This is a genomic window from Aeromonas sp. TECH754, assembly GCF_056279295.1.
Map to the genome: position 1 here is coordinate 1,756,773 of NZ_JBWBRA010000001.1, position 16,841 is coordinate 1,773,613.

Annotated in this window: 15 protein-coding genes and 1 other RNA gene; 3 read left to right on the top strand and 13 right to left on the bottom strand. The window is 60.0% G+C overall.

Annotation, left to right across the window (positions count from 1 at the left end):
• Positions 1–296: 296 nt before the first annotated feature.
• From ACZ9IL_RS07710 to ACZ9IL_RS07770, 13 genes are all read right to left on the bottom strand, one after another.
• Positions 297–1,226, bottom strand: coding sequence for a hypothetical protein (locus ACZ9IL_RS07710; RefSeq protein WP_476002987.1), 930 nt, complete (start codon positions 1,224–1,226; stop codon positions 297–299).
• Positions 1,213–1,515: a hypothetical protein gene (locus ACZ9IL_RS07715; RefSeq protein WP_429009950.1), complete on the bottom strand. Its 303-nt coding sequence runs from the start codon at positions 1,513–1,515 to the stop codon at positions 1,213–1,215. The genes ACZ9IL_RS07710 and ACZ9IL_RS07715 overlap by 14 nt, the downstream gene beginning before the upstream one ends.
• A 314-nt stretch (positions 1,516–1,829) precedes the next feature.
• Positions 1,830–3,047 (bottom strand): tyrosine-type recombinase/integrase, encoded by a 1,218-nt coding sequence (locus ACZ9IL_RS07720; RefSeq protein WP_476002988.1) that lies wholly within the window; start codon positions 3,045–3,047, stop codon positions 1,830–1,832.
• A gap of 113 nt (positions 3,048–3,160) precedes the next feature.
• Positions 3,161–3,257, bottom strand: an RNA gene (gene ffs / locus ACZ9IL_RS07725) — signal recognition particle sRNA small type.
• Positions 3,258–3,359: 102 nt separating this feature from the next.
• A complete protein-coding gene (locus ACZ9IL_RS07730) occupies positions 3,360–4,148 on the bottom strand; it encodes a sulfite exporter TauE/SafE family protein (protein WP_476002989.1) in 789 nt (262 codons plus the stop codon).
• A 92-nt stretch (positions 4,149–4,240) separates the two neighbouring features.
• The gene (gene arcD, locus ACZ9IL_RS07735; protein WP_476002990.1) at positions 4,241–5,677 is read right to left on the bottom strand and encodes an arginine-ornithine antiporter; all 1,437 of its coding nucleotides are present in this window, start codon (positions 5,675–5,677) and stop codon (positions 4,241–4,243) included.
• A gap of 381 nt (positions 5,678–6,058) precedes the next feature.
• Positions 6,059–6,820 carry an SDR family oxidoreductase gene (locus tag ACZ9IL_RS07740; RefSeq protein ID WP_476002991.1) on the bottom strand — a complete coding sequence of 254 codons (762 nt, stop codon included), beginning with the start codon at positions 6,818–6,820 and terminating at the stop codon, positions 6,059–6,061.
• Positions 6,821–6,905: 85 nt separating this feature from the next.
• Positions 6,906–7,814 (bottom strand): 3-hydroxyisobutyrate dehydrogenase, encoded by a 909-nt coding sequence (gene mmsB / locus ACZ9IL_RS07745; RefSeq protein WP_476002992.1) that lies wholly within the window; start codon positions 7,812–7,814, stop codon positions 6,906–6,908.
• A gap of 131 nt (positions 7,815–7,945) precedes the next feature.
• Positions 7,946–9,052, bottom strand: coding sequence for an enoyl-CoA hydratase/isomerase family protein (locus tag ACZ9IL_RS07750; RefSeq protein WP_476002993.1), 1,107 nt, complete (start codon positions 9,050–9,052; stop codon positions 7,946–7,948).
• A gap of 50 nt (positions 9,053–9,102) precedes the next feature.
• Complete coding sequence (locus ACZ9IL_RS07755; protein ID WP_476002994.1) at positions 9,103–9,909, bottom strand: enoyl-CoA hydratase; 807 nt, start codon at positions 9,907–9,909, stop codon at positions 9,103–9,105.
• A 99-nt stretch (positions 9,910–10,008) separates the two neighbouring features.
• A complete protein-coding gene (locus ACZ9IL_RS07760) occupies positions 10,009–11,166 on the bottom strand; it encodes an acyl-CoA dehydrogenase family protein (protein WP_476002995.1) in 1,158 nt (385 codons plus the stop codon).
• A 110-nt stretch (positions 11,167–11,276) separates the two neighbouring features.
• The gene (locus tag ACZ9IL_RS07765; RefSeq protein ID WP_476005317.1) at positions 11,277–12,788 is read right to left on the bottom strand and encodes a CoA-acylating methylmalonate-semialdehyde dehydrogenase; all 1,512 of its coding nucleotides are present in this window, start codon (positions 12,786–12,788) and stop codon (positions 11,277–11,279) included.
• Positions 12,789–12,825: 37 nt separating this feature from the next.
• Entirely contained in the window at positions 12,826–12,954 is a 129-nt protein-coding gene (locus tag ACZ9IL_RS07770) for a hypothetical protein (RefSeq protein WP_476002996.1), read from the bottom strand.
• A 135-nt stretch (positions 12,955–13,089) separates the two neighbouring features.
• Between ACZ9IL_RS07770 and ACZ9IL_RS07775 the strand changes: the two genes are divergently transcribed.
• The 3 genes from ACZ9IL_RS07775 to ACZ9IL_RS07785 are packed head-to-tail and all read left to right on the top strand — an operon-like array spanning position 13,090 to position 16,740.
• Complete coding sequence (locus ACZ9IL_RS07775) at positions 13,090–14,238, top strand: isovaleryl-CoA dehydrogenase (RefSeq protein WP_476002997.1); 1,149 nt, start codon at positions 13,090–13,092, stop codon at positions 14,236–14,238.
• Complete coding sequence (locus ACZ9IL_RS07780) at positions 14,235–15,881, top strand: carboxyl transferase domain-containing protein (protein WP_476002998.1); 1,647 nt, start codon at positions 14,235–14,237, stop codon at positions 15,879–15,881. Before ACZ9IL_RS07775 ends, ACZ9IL_RS07780 begins: the two co-directional genes overlap by 4 nt.
• Before the next feature lie 10 nt (positions 15,882–15,891).
• The gene (locus ACZ9IL_RS07785) at positions 15,892–16,740 is read left to right on the top strand and encodes an enoyl-CoA hydratase-related protein (RefSeq protein ID WP_476002999.1); all 849 of its coding nucleotides are present in this window, start codon (positions 15,892–15,894) and stop codon (positions 16,738–16,740) included.
• The last annotated feature ends 101 nt before the right edge of the window (positions 16,741–16,841 follow it).

Here is a 16,841-nt window from a genome sequence, read left to right on the forward strand (position 1 = left end):
TGTCTTATCTAATTAAGTAAAGAATAATAGATAACACAATCATTACATTATCATTCCATGACTGTGTTTAGGGCGACCACAAGCGAAGCGGTTGGCGACATTGGATGTTGGAGCATAAGCGACAACAGACAGGGCGAGCCCATATATTCTTTTAATATCTTTTCTTTTAGTCTTTTATTATATCTCTTCTTTTACGACGCACATATCTGCGTGACCCCTACGCACACGGGTGCGTTACTACCTACGCACATATCTGCGTCACCTAGTCTCGCACACGGGTGCGTTACTATTTTGGATTATCTCTTTATGTTTCCAGTGCTTCCGCTACCATCACTATATTTCACTGCAATTTTAATATCATTCTTTAATACATTGAAATTAATAGTAGAGTCCTCACCTTCAAAGCCATTCGAACCATCACGCCATCTGCCTACGTGATCGATATTTGTCCCAGGCAGGCCTCTCCAAACAATTCCATTCTCATTCATATTAACTTTGCATTCATAGTTCCATACTGTCTTATCTTGTGGTCTTACATAACCAACTTTGATCGTGTCGCCACCAACAACAAGCGGTTCTTTAACATTAATCAAGTTAGGCTTTTTGCCAAATTCAATGGCAATTGCTTGTTGGCAGACTTTATTTAGTTCTGCATTGCTTATCAGCTTCGCTCCAATATCTATATTAGCACTAGTTATCTTGTTAAATTTTGATACTTCTTCACCACCTTTGGCGTTTTGCATTATGAAATAGCCTGATTGTTCTATTCCATCTCCTTTATACCTATATTTATTCTGTGAACTCAGATCAGAAAATGTTTTCCCTTGATCATCTGATACTCTAAGATCAACAAAGGTATCAGGAAATTGGCATTCATACATCTTCTTTCCATTTGACACTTGAACTGTTGGAGTGGAAGGAAGATAAAATTTTTGAAAATATAAATCGCTCGGAGCTATGCCTTTTTCTGCGCTTACAACACCGATACATATGCCATTGTAATCCCCTTCTGATAGGTGGATTGGTGATTCGTTATGTTGGGTAACATTGCTAGTAGGTTCATTTCCACGAGATAGATACATTGACAGCAATATCACTCCTCCGACAAAGTAAATTGTTTTCATACTTTTCTTATCACTTCCCGCCATTTCATCCCCCATAAATTTAAAAGAAAAAGGCGACCATTGTGATCGCCAAATATTAATGATAAAACTAGACTTCAACAACTGTATAATCTGGCAATGTCTCTTTGCCGTTTTCTATAGTGAATTTATATTTCTTACCAGCTTCAATACAAACTTCACCTATAGCGTCATCAATCCTGTTTTCAATAGGGACTAAGAAGTCATGTTCGGTTCGACATTGTATAAAGCATGCATCTATAACGAAATGAAAATTATCATTGTATAAATTAGCAAATCTAAATTCACTCTGTAAATTTAAATCGCCAGTACTAAACTTTAACTCTAAATGCTTTTTTATATCAGATAGAACTGTTTCTGTATTTTCGTACATTAATTACCTCTTATGTTGTGTTCCATTGCTCAACATTAAACAATGGAGCCCCGAAGGACTCCAAGAGGCTATATATTAATATGTTGTGTGTCAATGACTTACATCACAAGTTGATATTCAATTCAATTTTATATGTTGTTTACACTGTTTAGCTTTGGGTTGGGTAATGGTGTACCCCTCGCCTCTTGCATTTTCATAATAGCAAATACGATTCTTTCCCTTTATCTCCTGTGACTCAAGGCGATATGTGTCATAAGCTGCACCATAAACAAATGATGGTATCGTGAGAGATAACATTAAAAGTATTTTTGTGTTCATAGTGCAACCTCCAACGCTTCTTTGAGCTTGTCTAATGGAACATCACCGCCGTATCGGTCATAACTGATAGCTTTGTTGGTGTGGCCCAAGATTGCAGCAGCATACTGCAAAGGGATGCCCGCAGCTTTCAGCTTGCTGGCTACTGTGTGCCGTAGGCTGTGGAAGTCTTTATCAACTGGCCTGTTGCGGCTGAACCATTGCCCAAACAGATGGCTATAGCAGTTGTTCCGATAAGGCAGCTCCTTGAACACCCTACCCCCTTTCCTGCTTGCTACAAAGTCCAGGAATCCAGCCCCCAACAACTTGCTATGGATTGGGACAAGCCGTTGGCTTGCTTCTGTCTTGAGGCTCTGATCTTTCCGTGTGGCTCGGATGTTGAAGCACCAGACACCATTAACTTGCTCTATATCGTCGCTGTAGAGCTGGCAGGCTTCATTAGAACGCAATCCGTGGTATCGCCCTATCATGGCGATGAACATGCGCCACGGCTCTTGCTCCTTGGCCCATACATCGAATTGTTTAAGCTCTGGATCTGTGTAACCGGATCTGACGTTGACCTCTTTGACCCTCTTGAGCTTCAACCCCTTAAAGATGTCTGTGGTTTGTTCGGTATGATCAGCAAGCCAACTAAACAACAAACTCAGTTTTTGAATGTACTTATTGATTGTGGTCGGAGACTTGCCAGAACCCAACAGCCAAGTTTTGAACAAGACCGCATCAGCCTTTGTGTACTCAGACAGACACTTATCACCAACGTTTTCAATAAAGGTGTTGATGTAGTTTTGTTGGTTCTTGGTCTCTTTAGGAGCCCATGACAATTGCTTTTCAGCAATGTATGACTTTACGTGACCGGAAAGCTTTTCTTCTTGGTCTGGTGATGTGTGTTCGGAAGGTACAACGGGGGACTCGACCCCAGAGGGGCTGCCGGTGCAAGCAGGGATGTGAACGTGCCCGTTTAGCGGGGGATGTTGTGTCGTTGATGCTTCAGCTTCAAGCCCAACGGGTTTAGACATGACATCACGGCAAGCAGCATCGGAGATGCATACAGCTTGCTGCACATCAGGGCTGGAATGATTGAAGTGAATTTGAAGAGCCAAGAGCTGGGCTTTTGCCTTATCTCTTGTTTTGAGGGATTTACGGAAGGTCTGACGACGACCATTACACATGGTCACTCGTTGGTAGTAGTAAATGCCGTTTCTATTCAGTAAGTACATGGCACCCCCTATGAGGATTGTGTGCCAGTTTGTGTGACAGTGATACACAAACAGCTTGCCTTCAACAAGCTAAGTTACTGATCTTAAACGGGAATTGCAGAAACAAGTGGTGGCCCTACCAGCCACATCCCGGCACTCGAGTCCCCCACCTTGGCTGCTACCTTCCGGTCCTGACCAGGTCGACGGGTTATCAATGCGAGAGGACCAATAGGACCACCGGCGAGGAGAATAGGCAAACTGGCCTGCCAATGCAATGGCTTTCTGCCAGATGACTGTTTGTTTGCCTTATTTTTCAACAGACTGCCAATTAAATCAGCTAAACAGCATGAACTTGGCCCCGATCACCAGCATCAACAGGGCAAAGGCCTGCTTGAGGCGCTGAGGCGAGAGGCGGTGCGCCAGCCGCGCACCAATACGAGCAAACTGGGTACTGGTGAGGATGATGCCGAGCAGCGCTGGCAGATAGATGAAGCCGACACTCCACTCGGGCAAGTCGGTGCGGCCCCAACCGGCGTAGAGATAGCTCAGGCTGCCCGCCACCGCGATGGGGATGCTGCAGGCAGCGGAGGCCGCTACGGCATTGCGCATCGGTACCGAGTTCCAGCTCAGGTAAGGTACCGTCATGGAGCCACCACCGATGCCGAACAACGCCGACAGCCAGCCGATGAAGGTGCCTGCGATGCCGGTCCCGACAGGACCTGGCAGACGACGCTCCGCCTTGGGCTTGAGGTTCAGCCCCATCTGCACCGCCATGGTCCAGGCGAAGCAGCCGATGATGATGTTGAGGGTGCTGGCGCTGAGCTGGCTGGCAGTCATGCCGCCGAGCCAGGCGCCGAGCAGCATGCCTACCCCCAGTCGGCGGATCATCACCCAGTCGACCGCGCCGGCCTCCTGGTGTGCCCGCAGCGAACTGAAGCCGGTGAAGATCATGGTGGGCAGCGAGGTGCCGAGGGCGAGGTGGGTGATGATCTCGGGGGAGACGCCCTGAGCGTGGAAGCTCAAGACCAGCACCGGCACTATGATGAGCCCTCCCCCTATGCCAAACAGCCCGGCCAACAGACCCGCGAAGGCCCCCAACACCAGATACCCCAGAAACAGCATAAAAATTCCTTCCCTTGCATTGTGGTGGTCAGATTGACCAGGAACCGCGCATAAAAAAAGAGATGGCCCGAGCCATCTCTTCATTGTGCCGATTAATGCAGGGGAATGGTACCGTCCATCACCTTGTAGAAGGCCAGCACGGCGCAACCGAGCAGGGCCGCCGTCATCCCCTGCTCCAGCCGGTTGAGACTGCGCAGGCCATGGTGCTGGCGCGCCTTCCAGTAGATGAAGATGCCTGGGCTGTAGAGCAGTGCCACCAGCAGCAAGTATTCCACCCCGGCGGCATAGACCAGCCAGCAGCCGTAGCCGGTGGCCACCAGCGCCAGCAACAGGTCACGCTTGCGTTGATGGGGCTGGTTCTCGTAGGTCGTCCCCTGCATCGCCAGCTTGAGGCCATAGGCGCCGGAGAAGACATAGGGCACCAGCGCCGCCGAGGTGGCGATGTTCACCAGCGCCAGATAGGTGCTGTTCTGGAAGTAAATAATGATGAGGAAGACCTGCACCAGACAGGTGGAGCACCAGAGCGACACCTGGGGTGAGCCGTTCTTGTTCTCCTTGGCAAACCAGCCGGGGAAGACTCCGGTCTTGCCCGCGATGTAGGGCACCTCGGCCGCCAGCACCGTCCAGCTCAGCAAGGCTCCCATCACCGAGATCACCAACCCGATGTTGATGAGCCAGGCACCCCAGGGGCCGACAACGGCCTCCAGGATCATGGCGGTGGAGGGATTCTTGAGTGCGGCCAGCTGCGGCTGGTTCATGACCCCCAGAGAGAACAGAGTCACCATCACGTAAAGCGCCAGGGCGCCGAGCAGCGCCAGCACGGTGGCGCGGCCCACATCCTTGCGATGACGGGCGCGCGCCGAGACCACCACGGCGCCTTCGATACCGATGAAGACCCAGAGGGTTACCTTCATGGTGGACTTGACCTGATCCATCACCGACCCGAGCTCGGTGTTGCCATGGCCCCAGAAGTCCAGGGTGAAGGTCTGCATGTTGAAGGCGAGCAGCACGGCGACGCAAAACACGATGAGTGGCACCATCTTGGCGATGGTGGTCACTATGTTCACCAGCGCGGCGACCTGGATCCCGCGCAACACCAGCGCATGCACCGACCAGATGAGGATGGATGCCAGCGTGATGGCGACCGGCGTGTTGCCGTCACCGAAGATGACGTTGTCCGGCGTATCGAAGAAGTAGCTCAGGGCACTGAACACCACGATGGCGTAGGAGACGTTGGCCAGCAGCTGGCAGAGCCAGTAGCCCCAGGCCGCGTTGAAGCCGACGAAATCACCGAAACCGGCTTTGGCATAGCTGAAGATCCCGCCATCGAGATCCGGGCGGCGCATGGAGAGGTTCTGGTACACCAGGGCCAGGCAGATCATGCCGATCCCGGTGATGGCCCACCCCAGCGCGACGGCACCGGCGCTGGCGTGCGCCGCGATATTTTGTGGCAGACTGAAGACCCCGGCACCGACCATGGAGCCGATCACCAGCGAAATGAGGGCGCCGAGCCCTAGTTTCTTGTCCATCTCAATCCTGTTTTATTAGGCGGCGACAGAGCATCCATATTCATGTTGCGCGCGACATGGGAGGGGCGAAAAATCCGTACCCCGTGAAAAAGGCGGCAACTATATTGCATGACTATTCCGACCGCAATCCCTCATAGCGCCGATCATGCACCGTCTTGACCGCGCGCAATTCTACAGCACTGACTCGGACGGCCTGTGAGCTGGTTCAAATTAAGAGAGACCCGTTGATATTTCACATTTTTCAATGACCTTGCGCCCCTTTTCTGGCAAGACCTGCATGGGTATTCATCGCGGCAAGAGCGGGTCAGCCTCGACTCGCCAACCCGCGCCACAATAAAAACGCCCCTCGGGGAGAGGGGCGTCGGTGCATCGCAGATGGGGCTAGATACGCAGCCCGCCGTCCAGCTCGATCATCCGCCCGGACAGATAGTCGTTGGCGAGGATGAACTGCACCGTCTGGGCCAGTTGCGCCGCCTCCCCCAGGGTACCGACCGGAATGGCTTGCTGCATGCGCGCCATGGCTTCGGGCTTCATCGCCGCCGTCATGTCGGTAGCAAAGACCCCGGGTGCTATGCCCATCACCCGGATCTGATGGCGAGCCAGCTCCCGTGCCCAGGTCACCACCAGGGAGGCCACTCCCGCCTTGCTGGCGGCGTAGTTGCTCTGGCCCATGTTGCCAGCGCGGGCGATGGAGGAGATGTTGATGATGACACCACCCTGCCCTGCCTTGGCCATCAGCGCCGCCCCTTCGCGCCCGCACAGGAAGGTGCCGGTGAGATTGACATCGATGACCGCCTGCCACTGGGCCAGGCTCATCTTTTCCACCAGTTCCCCCTCCTTGACCTTGATGAGCATGCCGTCCCGCAGGATCCCGGCGCAATTGATAAGGCCGTGCAAGCTACCAAGGCTGTCTTTGATCGCGGCGAAAGTCGCCTCCACCTCGGCCTCGTCTGCCACGTTGCAGACGAACAGAGCGCAGCGCCCGTCACGGCTGCGCAGTTCGGCCTCGGTCACTTCCAGATCGCTGCGGTTGACGTCGATCAGGGCCAGCACGGCGCCCTGGCTGGCGAGGCTCTGGGCAATGGCGCGACCGAGCCCCCGTCCCGCCCCCGTGATGGCAATGACTCTGTTATGAATGTCCATGAATGCTCCTGGTGATTGGGCTGGCCGCTGGCCTGAGTACGGCCAAGACGTTCGGTAAATGGGATGATGGGCGGCTCGCCGCCACTTAACCCGGCTGTGATTTGTCCAGATAGAGCTCGAGAATGCTGGAAAAGTCCTTGCCCCCCTGACCCTGGCTCGCGTGCAGGTTGAACAGGTTGCGAGCCAGAGCCCCGAGCGGCACGGCGCTGTGGGCGTGCTCGGCCAGCGCCATGGCCAACCCCAAGTCTTTCACCATCAGTCGGGTCATAAAGCCCCCCTGATAGCCGCGCGATGCGGGGGCATTTTCCATCACTCCTGGCCAGGGGTTGTAGCGCTCAAGGCTCCAGTTGTTGCCCGAGCTCTTACCCATGATGGTGGAGAGGACGCTTGGATCCAGCCCCTCCTTTACCCCTAGCGCCAGCGCCTCTGCAGTGCCCGCCATGTGGATGGCGAGCAGCATGTTGTTGCACATCTTGGCGATCTGGCCCGCCCCCAAGGCCCCGGCGTGGAACAGATTCTGCCCCATCAGGGCCAGGATGGGCCTGGCCGCGTCGAAATCCGCCGGCTCGCCGCCGACGATAAAGGTGAGGGTTCCCGCCGCCGCACCGGCCACGCCTCCCGAGACGGGGGCATCGATGAAACGGATGCCGCGCGACTTTGCCGCCTCCCCCACCCGGCGGGTCGAGGCCACGTCTATGGTGGAGCTGTCGATGACCAGGGCCCCCGTCGGCAAGGCGGCCAGCAGATCCTGCCCACCCTCCTCGCCAAGCCAGAGTGCACGCACATGTTCCCCGGCCGGCAGCATGCTGATGACCACCTCGCAGCCGCTCACCGCCTCCCGGGCATCCCCGGCGGCGACGCAGCCGGCGGCGATCGCCCTGGTCAGGTTGTCGGGCACCAGATCAAATACCTGCACCGCGTGTCCCGCCTTGGCCAGGTTGGCGGCCATGGGGCCCCCCATGTTGCCGAGCCCGATAAATCCGATCCTTGTCATTGTTTGCTCCTTGTCTTGCTTGTCATCTGACGGCGGCACCTGGACCTCATCCACCCACTCGCTATTACCTTTCTCCCTCATCCCCAGCCCTTCTCCACAAGAGGGGAAAGAAATCGCACCTTGCCAGGTCTCTACAGAGGATCCGCCGTCAGAGGATTCACCCCATCGGGCCAGCGATAGAAGGCGTCCAGCCAGCCGGTGCCCGGCTGCGGTGCCTGCCAGCGGGGGGACTTGTCCTTGTCGATGAGCAGTGCCCTCACCCCCTCCACGAAGTCTCCCCTGAGCACGCAGTTGACCGACAGCGCCAGCTCGTCGGCGAATACCTCCGCCAAGGACTGGCGGCGAGCCTGCCAATACTGGCGCCAGAGGATGGCGCGGCTAATGGGGCTGCCGCTTAGGCAAGTCTCCCGGGCCAGGGCCAGGCTCCTGTCGTCGAAGCTGGCCTCAAACAGTCTGGTCAGCACGCCCTCCAGGCTGAGACCCGCCAGCAGGGCGTCGATCCTGGCCTGATGAGGCAAAAGCAGGGGTACCGGAAAATCAGCAGTAACCTCTGCTTGAAGTCCCCTGAACAATCGATCCAGCTGCTCGCGGGGCTCGTTCCCCGACCAGTCGAGGGCGGCCAGACGGGGCAGCAGCTCGGCACGCTCCGCACTGGCCATGGCGTGATCCGCGAGACCGAGGCCGATGGCGTCGGCACCGTTGAAGCGGGCCCCGGTGAGCCCGAGCCAGAGCCCGAGCCGACCCGGCATGCGGCTCAAGAACCAGCTCGCGCCCACATCCGGGTAAAGGCCTATGGTCACCTCCGGCATGGCGAACAGGCTCCGCTCGGTCACCACCCGGAACGCAGCGCCGGCAAACAGGCCGATGCCACCTCCCATGCAAATGCCGTCCGCCACGCAAATGAGCGGCTTGGCATAGCGGTGGATATGGTGATCGAGCCGGTATTCCTGTTCAAAGAAGTCGCGGGCGTAGTGAAACAGTGCCTGCTCATCCGCTTCCTGCCTGCGGTGATAGAAGGAGCGGATGTCGCCGCCGGCGCAGAACGCCTTCTCGCCAGCCCCCTGCAGCAAGACGCAGACGATATCGGGATCCCGCTCCCAGGCCGTGAGTGCCTCCTGCAGGCGATGGATCATCTCAAGGCTCAGGGCGTTGAGGGAGGCGGGACTGTCGAGGGTCAAGACCCCGATCCGGCGACCGTCCCCCGTGGGATATAGCGCCAGTTGTACGGATTCACTCATTAGCGGCCCCTTCATTTCGATGATGATCCCCATGGACTGGCCAAACCGATTTACTCATTGACCGCTCCATTCAGGCCCGCAGAGGCGCCGTACTGCCAGCGCGGCGGCCGCTTCTCGAGAAAAGCCGCCACCCCTTCACGCTGATTGGCATCCGCAAACAGCTCGAGGAAGAGGCTACGCTCGCGCGGCAAGGCCTCGTCTCGATGGCCGCTGCGCCCCTGATTGATAAGGACCTTGCAGGCGCGCAGGGCGCTCGGACTCTGGCGCTCCACCAACTGCGCCATCTGCTGCGCCGCCGCCCAGGCGCGGCCCTCGGTGACCACCTCCTCCACCAGCCCCATCTCGTAGGCCAGGGTGGCGCTCACCTTCTCGCCGCACAGGATCATGCGCTTGGCCCAGCCCGGCCCCACCAGCTCGGTGAGACGCTGGGTGCCACCGGCGCAGGGCAGCAAGCCGACCGAGGCCTCCGGCAGCCCCAGCTTGGCCTGCTGCTCGGCGATGCGGATGTCGCAGGCCAGCGCCACTTCCAGCCCGCCGCCCATGGCATAGCCATTGATGGCGGCGATGCTGACACCGTGAAAACGGGCAAGCGCCTCGAAGGCGCGACCGAAGGCCTCGGCCACCGCGCGGGCGTGCTCCAGATCCCCATCGGCAAACATCTTGAGATCGGCGCCGGCGCAGAAGAACTTGTCCCCAGCCCCGCGGATCACCAGGGCCACCACGTCGGGGCGGCCGTCGAGCTCCACCATCATCTGCAAGAAAGCCTGCAGGCTGGCGAGGGTCCAGGTGTTGGCTGGCGGATGGTCGAGGGTGATGTAGGCCACGTGGCCGTGGTATTCGAGCCTGATCCTTGTCATTGCATCGTCCTTGTGAATAAACCTGCCCCATGATGACAGGGTTGAATGGAGCCGACTTTCGGCTGGCTCACAAAGCCTGCTCCCAGATCCGGGGGAGAGTTACTCCAGCGAAAGACCGGGATCCGCCAGCAGGCGGCGGGCGATGATCAGCCGCATCACTTCGTTGGTCCCTTCCAGGATGCGGTGTACCCGAGTGTCGCGCAGGTAACGCTCCAGCGGGTATTCGCGGATATAACCATAGCCGCCAAAGAGTTGCAGAGCCTCGTCACAGACCTTGTAGCCCACGTCGGTAGCGAGCCGCTTGGCCATGGCGCACCAGGCGCTCTTGTCCGGGCTGCCCCTGTCCAGCTTGTCGGCGGCCTGGCGCACCAGCAGCCGAGCGGCGACAAGCTCGGTGGCCATGTCGGCGAGGCGGAACTGCACGCTCTGGAATTCGCTGATCGGGCGACTAAATTGCTGGCGCTGCTGCACGTGGGCCAGGGCGTCGTTCAGCGCCTGCTGAGCCGTGCCCACCGAGCAGCTGGCGATGTTGATACGCCCCCCGTCCAGGGCCTGCATGGCAAATTTGAAGCCCTCCCCCTCCTGCCCCAGCCGGTAGCGGGCGGGGATGCGCACGGCGCTGAAATTCACCTCTCGGGTCGGCTGGCTGTTCCAGCCCATCTTCTCCTCCGCCTTGCCATAGCTCACCCCGTCCGTGTCGGCGGGTACCATAAAGGCGGAAATCCCTTTTGCCCCCTCGCCGCCGGTGCGGGCCATCACCACCAGCACCTGAGTGCTGCCCGCCCCGGAGATAAACACCTTGCTGCCGTCGATGAGGTAATACTCCCCGTCCCGCACGGCGCGGGTCTTGAGGGCCGCCGCGTCCGAGCCGGCCCCCGGCTCGGTGAGGCAATAAGAGCCCAGCAACTCGCCGCTGGCGAGCCTTGGCACCCACTCCTTGGCAACCTCTTCCGGCAGCCAGGTGCCCAGCATCCAACTCACCATGTTGTGGATGGTCAGATAAGCCGTGGTGGAGGTGCAGCCCATGGACAGGCGCTCGAAGATAAGACTCGCATCGAGTCGTGGCAGGGCCAGCCCGCCGTACTGCTCCGGGGTATAGAGGCCGCAGAAGCCGAGCGCCGCCGCCTGCTTGATGGTGGGGATGGGGAACTCGTGCTCCCTGTCCCAGCGGGCGGCATGGGGTTTGAGCGCCTCGTCGGCGAAGGCACCGGCCGCCTCGACATAGGCCTGTTGATCCTCGGTCAGGGTAAAATCCATCTTGTTCGCTTCCTCGTGATCTCGATTGTCTGTCGCAGGCCCATGACTCAACGCAGGTGAATGGCCTTGGTTAGATCCAGCGGGACTGTCCTCGCCCCATCGCCCATCCCTCAACGCAAATGGATGGTCATATTGGGCCCACTGGGGATGTCCTCGTCGAACCAGCGCTCGGTCACCGTCTTGGTCTCGGTGTAGAAACGCACCGCCTGCTTGCCGTAGGCGTGCAGATCCCCGTAGAAGGAGCCGCGCCAGCCGGTGAAGGAGAAGAACGGCAGCGGCACCGGGATGGGTACGTTGATCCCCACCTGACCCACCGCCACCTCGTGGCGAAACTTGCGGGCTGCGGCGCCGCAGCCGGTGAAGATGGAGGTGCCGTTGCCGTAGGGATTGTTGTTGATGAGGCCGAGCGCCTCGTCCAGGCTCGCAACCTCGAGACAGGCGAGCACAGGGCCGAAGATCTCCTCCTTATAGATGCGCATGTCGGGGGTCACGCCGCGAAACAGGGTCGGCCCCACCCAGTTGCCCACCGGGTAACCGGGTACGCCGTAGAAGCGACCGTCCAGCAGGCACTCGGCTCCTTCTTTGATGCCTGCTTCGATCAGCCCCTCGACTCGTACCTTGGCTTCCGGGCTGATAAGAGGACCGTAGGCCGCCTCCGGATCGTGCCAGATCCCGGGCTTCACCTTGGCAAATTCGGCGGCGAGTTCCGGGATCCACTCCCTTGCGCTCCCCACGAATACCGCCACGCTGATGGCCATGCAGCGCTGACCGGCGGCGCCGACCCCAGCCCCCACCAGATTGCTCAGCACCTGGCTCTTGTTGGCGTCCGGCATGATCACCATGTGGTTCTTGGCGCCGACAAAGCACTGCGCCCGCTTGAGATGGTCGGTGGCGGTGCGATAGACATGGGCACCAACCCGGGCCGAGCCCACGAAGCTGACCGCTCTCACCTCGGGATGGGCGAGCAGCACATCCACCTGCTCGGCGCCGCCGTGCACCACGCTGAGGATACCCTTTGGCGCCCCCGCCTCGGTGAACAACTCGGCCAGTCGCATGGGAGTGAGCGGATCCTGCTCCGAGGGTTTGAGCACGAAGCCGTTGCCACAGGCCACTGCCAACGGGAACATCCAGAGCGGGATCATCGCCGGAAAGTTGAACGGCGTGATGCCGACGCAGACCCCGATCGGCTGCACCCAGGAGTGACCGTCGACCCGGCGCGCCACGTTGCCCATGGTCTCCCCCAGGGTTTGGCTGGCGATGGCGCAGGCCTGCTCCACCACCTCGATGCCGCGCCAGACGTCGCCCTTGGCATCCGCCAGATTCTTGCCGGTCTCCTGGGCCAGCAGGGTCGCCAGCTCGTCGTGATGCACCGTCAGCAGATGCTGGTAGTTGAACATCACCCGCGCCCGCTCGGAGGCGGGCACTTCCCGCCACAGCAGATAGGCCTCGTGAGCGGTGCGTACCGCGAGCTCTAGCTCGGACCGAGTCGCCTTCGGCACCCGCGCCAGCAGACTCTGATCTGCCGGATTGGTCACCTCGATCCACTGCTCGCTTGCCGATGGATAGGCCCCGCCGCCGATGTGCAGCGGCAGATCCCCGTACCGGGTCTGGCTCATGCTGATCTCCCCCTTGTTTGCATCTGTGTTCTCATTCGTGCCCTCATCCCGCCATATCGACGCACCACTGAGCCGCAAGCCATGCCACCGGCAGGAAGACCGGTGTCATGTCAGGATCATCTTGCCCGCCCCAGAGTGCGATCACGCCGAGATGCTCCTTGCGGTCATTCATCAACGCATTTACCTTAGACTAACAATTCATTTACGTTTACGCTAACGTAAACTTGACTCACGAGTGGACTGACCCCTTTTCCCTTGCCCGGGAGAGTCAAACTGGTGAGCACAACCCTAGATAAGGAGAGCAAGGATGCATGCCCTGATGGATGAAACCCTCCAGGCCCTGACCGAGCAGGTCGAGGCTTTCTGCCAGAAAGTGATAGCGCCGCGTGCCGAGGAGATAGATCGCAGCAACGCCTTCCCGCGCGATCTCTGGCCCAAGATGGGTGAGCTGGGCTTGCACGGCATCACGGTAGCGGAAACCTATGACGGGGTGAGCCTCGGCTACCTTGCCCACGTGCTGGTGATGGAGCAGGTGAGCCGTGCCAGCGCCTCGGTCGGCCTCTCCTACGGCGCCCACTCCAATCTCTGCATCAACCAGATCCATCGCCACGGCACCCCTGATCAGAAGGCGCGCTATCTGCCCGATCTGGTCAGCGGCAAGCACGTCGGGGCGCTCGCCATGAGCGAGCCGGGGGCGGGCTCCGACGTGGTCGCCATGCGCCTGAGCGCGCAAGACAGGGGCGATCACTTCCTACTCAATGGCAACAAAATGTGGATCACCAACGGCCCGGATGCCGATACCTTTGTCATCTATGCCAAGACGAACGCATCAGCCGGGGCGAAGGGGATTTCGGCCTTCATCGTCGAGGCGGGCACCCCGGGATTTACCACGGCCCAGAAGCTCGACAAGCTCGGCATGCGCGGCTCCAGTACCTGCGAGCTGGTGTTCGACGACTGCAAGGTGCCCAAAGAGAACCTGCTCGGCCCCCTGCACGGTGGAGTCAAGGTGTTGATGAGCGGCCTCGACTACGAGCGGGTGGTGCTGGCGGCGGGGCCGCTCGGCATCATGCAGGCCTGCATGGACGTGGTGCTGCCCTATGTGCGCGAACGCAAACAGTTCGGCCAGGCCATCGGTGAGTTCCAGCTGGTACAGGGCAAGCTCGCCGACATGTATACCCGCCTCGCCAGCAGCCGCGCCCTGGTCTATTCGGTGGCCGCTGCCTGCGACCAGGGTCACACCAGCCGCAAGGATTGTGCCGCCGCCATCCTGCTGGCCGCCGAAAACGCCACCCAGATGGCGCTGGATGCCATCCAACTCTTGGGGGGCAACGGCTATATCAACGACTATCCCACCGGCCGCCTGCTCCGAGACGCCAAACTCTACGAGATAGGCGCCGGCACCTCGGAGATCCGCCGCTGGCTGATCGGCCGCGAGCTGATGGGAGAGCAGGCATGAGCCAGATCCACGCCCGCATTCACTCTCGCCTCGACACGGGTAGCCCGGAGTTTGTCGAGAGCCGCGCGGCGATGCAGGCGCTGGTCAGCGATCTTCACGCCCGCCTCGACGAAATAGCCCAGGGGGGCGGCGCCGCCAACAACACCCGCCACCAGGCCCGTGGCAAGCTGCTGCCCCGCGAGCGCATCGACCAACTGCTCGACCCCGGCTCTCCCTTCCTCGAGCTTTCGGCCCTGGCCGCCTGGCAGGTCTATGACGATCTGGTGCCCGCGGCGGGCATCATCACCGGCCTCGGCCAGATCGCGGGCCGGCTCTGCCTGCTGGTGGTGAACGACGCCACCGTCAAGGGGGGCACCTACTACCCGCTCACGGTGAAGAAGCACCTGCGCGCCCAGGCCATTGCCGAGCGGCTGCGGCTGCCCTGCCTCTATTTGGTGGATTCCGGCGGCGCCTTCCTGCCCATGCAGGACGAGGTGTTTCCCGACAGGGAGCACTTTGGCCGCATCTTCTACAACCAGGCACGCATGTCGGCCCAGAACATCCCCCAGCTCGCGGTGGTGATGGGGCTGTGCACCGCCGGCGGCGCCTATGTGCCCGCCATGGCCGATGAGTCCATCATGGTCAAGAACCAGGCTACCATCTTCCTGGCGGGTCCGCCGCTGGTGAAGGCCGCCACCGGCGAGACCATCAGCGCCGAGGCCCTCGGCGGTGCCGAGGTGCACTGCGCCCACTCCGGGGTGGCGGATCATCTGGCGCGGGACGATGCCCATGCGCTCGCCATCGCCCGAACTCTGGTGGCCAATCTGGGGAATCCCCCCTCGCAGCCGAGAGATATTCCGGTGTTGGGCTTAGCAAGCTCAGCTCCGACCTACGACGAGCCCCTCTACCCCATAGCAGAGTTGTATGGCCTGGTGGGTACCAGCCTCAAGCGTCCCTATGACGCCAGGGAGCTGATCGCCCGTCTGGTGGATGGCTCCGAGTTCGATGAATTCAAGGCGCTGTTCGGCACCACCCTGGTCACCGGCTTTGCCCGCATTCAGGGAATGCCCGTGGGGATCCTCGCCAACAACGGGGTGCTGCACAGCGACAGTGCCCAGAAGGGGGCCCACTTCATCCAGCTCTGCAACCGACGCGCCATCCCCCTGCTGTTCCTGCAGAACATCACCGGCTTTATGGTGGGGAGTGCGGCGGAAAGAGAGGGCATCGCCAAGCACGGCGCCAAGCTGGTCACCGCCGTGGCCTGCAGCCGGGTGCCGAAGATCACGCTGCTCGTCGGCGGCAGCTTCGGCGCCGGCAACTACGGCATGTGCGGCCGCGCCTATGAGCCCGACTTCCTGTTCAGCTGGCCCAACAGCCGCATATCGGTAATGGGGGGCGAACAGGCGGCCGGCGTGCTGGTGCAGGTACGCCGCGACAAGCTGGCGGCCGCGGGCAAGAGCCTGAGCGAGCAGGAAGCCGAGGCCATCCGCGCCCCTGTCATAGCCCAGTACGAGCAACAGGGCCACCCCTACTACGCCAGTGCACGGCTGTGGGACGACGGCGTCATCGATCCCGCCCAGAGCCGCACCGTGCTGGCGCTGGCGCTGGCCGCCAGCCAGGGAGCCGATATTGGCCCCGAGCAGTACGGCATCTTCCGGATGTAAGGAGCGCACCATGTCCGAGCAACTCTTCAATGACCCCCTGGCCGGATGCCGGCTGGAACGCCATGGCCCCCTGGTCGAGCTGATCCTGGCACGCCCGGAGCGCCACAATGCGCTGGATGCCGCTCTCATGCAGGGGCTGCTCGATGGCCTCGATGAGCTGACTCAGGGCCAGACCGACGCCGGGAGACCTCATGCCCTGCTGCTGCGGGCCGAGGGCAAGCATTTCTGCGCCGGTGCCGATCTCGACTGGATGCGCAGCCAGGCCCATGTGGACTTCGATCCCAGCTCATTTGAGAAGAATCGGGAAGACGCCAGGGTGCTGGCCAGGCTGATGCAGGCCCTGGATGAGCTGCCCTTCCCCACCATCGCCCTGGTGCAGGGGGCCGCCTACGGCGGGGCGCTCGGCCTGATTTGCGCCTGCGACATCGTGCTCGCCGCCGACAATGCCCGTTTCTGCCTCTCCGAGGTGAGCCTGGGGCTGGTGCCGGCGGTGATCAGCCCCTATGTGGTGCGCGCCATGGGCATGCGCCAGGCGCGCCGCTATATGCTGAGCGCCGAGCCGTTCGATGCCATCACCGCCTGCCGACTCAATGTGGCCCACCAATTGATGCCGGCGACCCAGTTGCTGACCGAGGGACGCCTGCTGGCCCTGCGCCTGTGTCGCAACGGCCCGGCGGCGATGAGAGAGACCAAACGGTTGCTGGCCGCCATCGAGGGCCAGGCCGTTCACCAATGTGAAGAGACCACCGTCGAGACCATCGCCCGGGTGCGGATCGGTCTCGAGGCTCAGGAGGGTATGCAGGCCTTCTTCGACAAACGCCCCCCCAGCTGGCGACCCCGTTTCAAGGACGAGACATGACCAACCCCATCAAGCGCTTATGTATTGCAAACCATGGCGAGGATAATCCGAGTGCGGATCAACGCCTTTCGCTCCTGCCTGCCTGCGTCAACGAGGAGCGA

Bases quoted from the DNA above. Each gene is read 5' to 3' on its own strand.
- ACZ9IL_RS07715 (WP_429009950.1), bottom strand. From the start codon at position 1,515: ATGTACGAAAATACAGAAACAGTTCTATCTGATATAAAAAAGCATTTA.
- ACZ9IL_RS07720 (WP_476002988.1), bottom strand. From the start codon at position 3,047: ATGTACTTACTGAATAGAAACGGCATTTACTACTACCAACGAGTGACC.
- ACZ9IL_RS07730 (WP_476002989.1), bottom strand. From the start codon at position 4,148: ATGCTGTTTCTGGGGTATCTGGTGTTGGGGGCCTTCGCGGGTCTGTTG.
- arcD (WP_476002990.1), bottom strand. From the start codon at position 5,677: ATGGACAAGAAACTAGGGCTCGGCGCCCTCATTTCGCTGGTGATCGGC.
- ACZ9IL_RS07740 (WP_476002991.1), bottom strand. From the start codon at position 6,820: ATGGACATTCATAACAGAGTCATTGCCATCACGGGGGCGGGACGGGGG.
- mmsB (WP_476002992.1), bottom strand. From the start codon at position 7,814: ATGACAAGGATCGGATTTATCGGGCTCGGCAACATGGGGGGCCCCATG.
- ACZ9IL_RS07750 (WP_476002993.1), bottom strand. From the start codon at position 9,052: ATGAGTGAATCCGTACAACTGGCGCTATATCCCACGGGGGACGGTCGC.
- ACZ9IL_RS07755 (WP_476002994.1), bottom strand. From the start codon at position 9,909: ATGACAAGGATCAGGCTCGAATACCACGGCCACGTGGCCTACATCACC.
- ACZ9IL_RS07760 (WP_476002995.1), bottom strand. From the start codon at position 11,166: ATGGATTTTACCCTGACCGAGGATCAACAGGCCTATGTCGAGGCGGCC.
- ACZ9IL_RS07770 (WP_476002996.1), bottom strand. From the start codon at position 12,954: ATGAATGACCGCAAGGAGCATCTCGGCGTGATCGCACTCTGGGGCGGG.
- ACZ9IL_RS07775 (WP_476002997.1), top strand. From the start codon at position 13,090: ATGCATGCCCTGATGGATGAAACCCTCCAGGCCCTGACCGAGCAGGTC.
- ACZ9IL_RS07780 (WP_476002998.1), top strand. From the start codon at position 14,235: ATGAGCCAGATCCACGCCCGCATTCACTCTCGCCTCGACACGGGTAGC.
- ACZ9IL_RS07785 (WP_476002999.1), top strand. From the start codon at position 15,892: ATGTCCGAGCAACTCTTCAATGACCCCCTGGCCGGATGCCGGCTGGAA.